Below are 1,242 nucleotides of genomic sequence, written 5' to 3'. Positions count from 1 at the left end.
ATTCATTATAACCAAATTAAAGAGGGTTATAATGAACGAGAAAAATATAAAACACAGTCAAAACTTTATTACTTCAAAACATAATATAGATAAAATAATGACAAATATAAGATTAAATGAACATGATAATATCTTTGAAATCGGCTCAGGAAAAGGGCATTTTACCCTTGAATTAGTACAGAGGTGTAATTTCGTAACTGCCATTGAAATAGACCATAAATTATGCAAAACTACAGAAAATAAACTTGTTGATCACGATAATTTCCAAGTTTTAAACAAGGATATATTGCAGTTTAAATTTCCTAAAAACCAATCCTATAAAATATTTGGTAATATACCTTATAACATAAGTACGGATATAATACGCAAAATTGTTTTTGATAGTATAGCTGATGAGATTTATTTAATCGTGGAATACGGGTTTGCTAAAAGATTATTAAATACAAAACGCTCATTGGCATTATTTTTAATGGCAGAAGTTGATATTTCTATATTAAGTATGGTTCCAAGAGAATATTTTCATCCTAAACCTAAAGTGAATAGCTCACTTATCAGATTAAATAGAAAAAAATCAAGAATATCACACAAAGATAAACAGAAGTATAATTATTTCGTTATGAAATGGGTTAACAAAGAATACAAGAAAATATTTACAAAAAATCAATTTAACAATTCCTTAAAACATGCAGGAATTGACGATTTAAACAATATTAGCTTTGAACAATTCTTATCTCTTTTCAATAGCTATAAATTATTTAATAAGTAAGTTAAGGGATGCATAAACTGCATCCCTTAACTTGTTTTTCGTGTACCTATTTTTTGTGAATCGATTATGTCTTTTGCGCATTCACTTCTTTTCTATATAAATATGAGCGAAGCGAATAAGCGTCGGAAAAGCAGCAAAAAGTTTCCTTTTTGCTGTTGGAGCATGGGGGTTCAGGGGGTGCAGTATCTGACGTCAATGCCGAGCGAAAGCGAGCCGAAGGGTAGCATTTACGTTAGATAACCCCCTGATATGCTCCGACGCTTTATATAGAAAAGAAGATTCAACTAGGTAAAATCTTAATATAGGTTGAGATGATAAGGTTTATAAGGAATTTGTTTGTTCTAATTTTTCACTCATTTTGTTCTAATTTCTTTTAACAAATGTTCTTTTTTTTTTAGAACAGTTATGATATAGTTAGCATAGTTTAAAATAAGGAGTGAGAAGAAGATGAAAGAAAGATATAGAACAGTCGATAA

Annotated in this window: 1 protein-coding gene; it reads left to right on the top strand. The window is 29.2% G+C overall.

The window, feature by feature from the left end; all coding sequences use genetic code 11:
- The first annotated feature begins 31 nt into the window (after positions 1 to 31).
- Positions 32 to 766 (top strand): 23S rRNA (adenine(2058)-N(6))-methyltransferase Erm(C), encoded by a 735-nt coding sequence (gene erm(C), locus FYJ24_RS12455; RefSeq protein WP_001003263.1) that lies wholly within the window; start codon positions 32 to 34, stop codon positions 764 to 766.
- Positions 767 to 1,242 lie beyond the last annotated feature (476 nt).

Origin of the sequence: Scrofimicrobium canadense, from assembly GCF_009696615.1 — a bacterium.
GTDB classification, from domain to species: Bacteria; Actinomycetota; Actinomycetes; order Actinomycetales; family Actinomycetaceae; genus Scrofimicrobium; species Scrofimicrobium canadense.
Note: the sequence above shows the minus strand (reverse complement) of the source record. Positions and strands in the feature narration are given on the sequence as shown.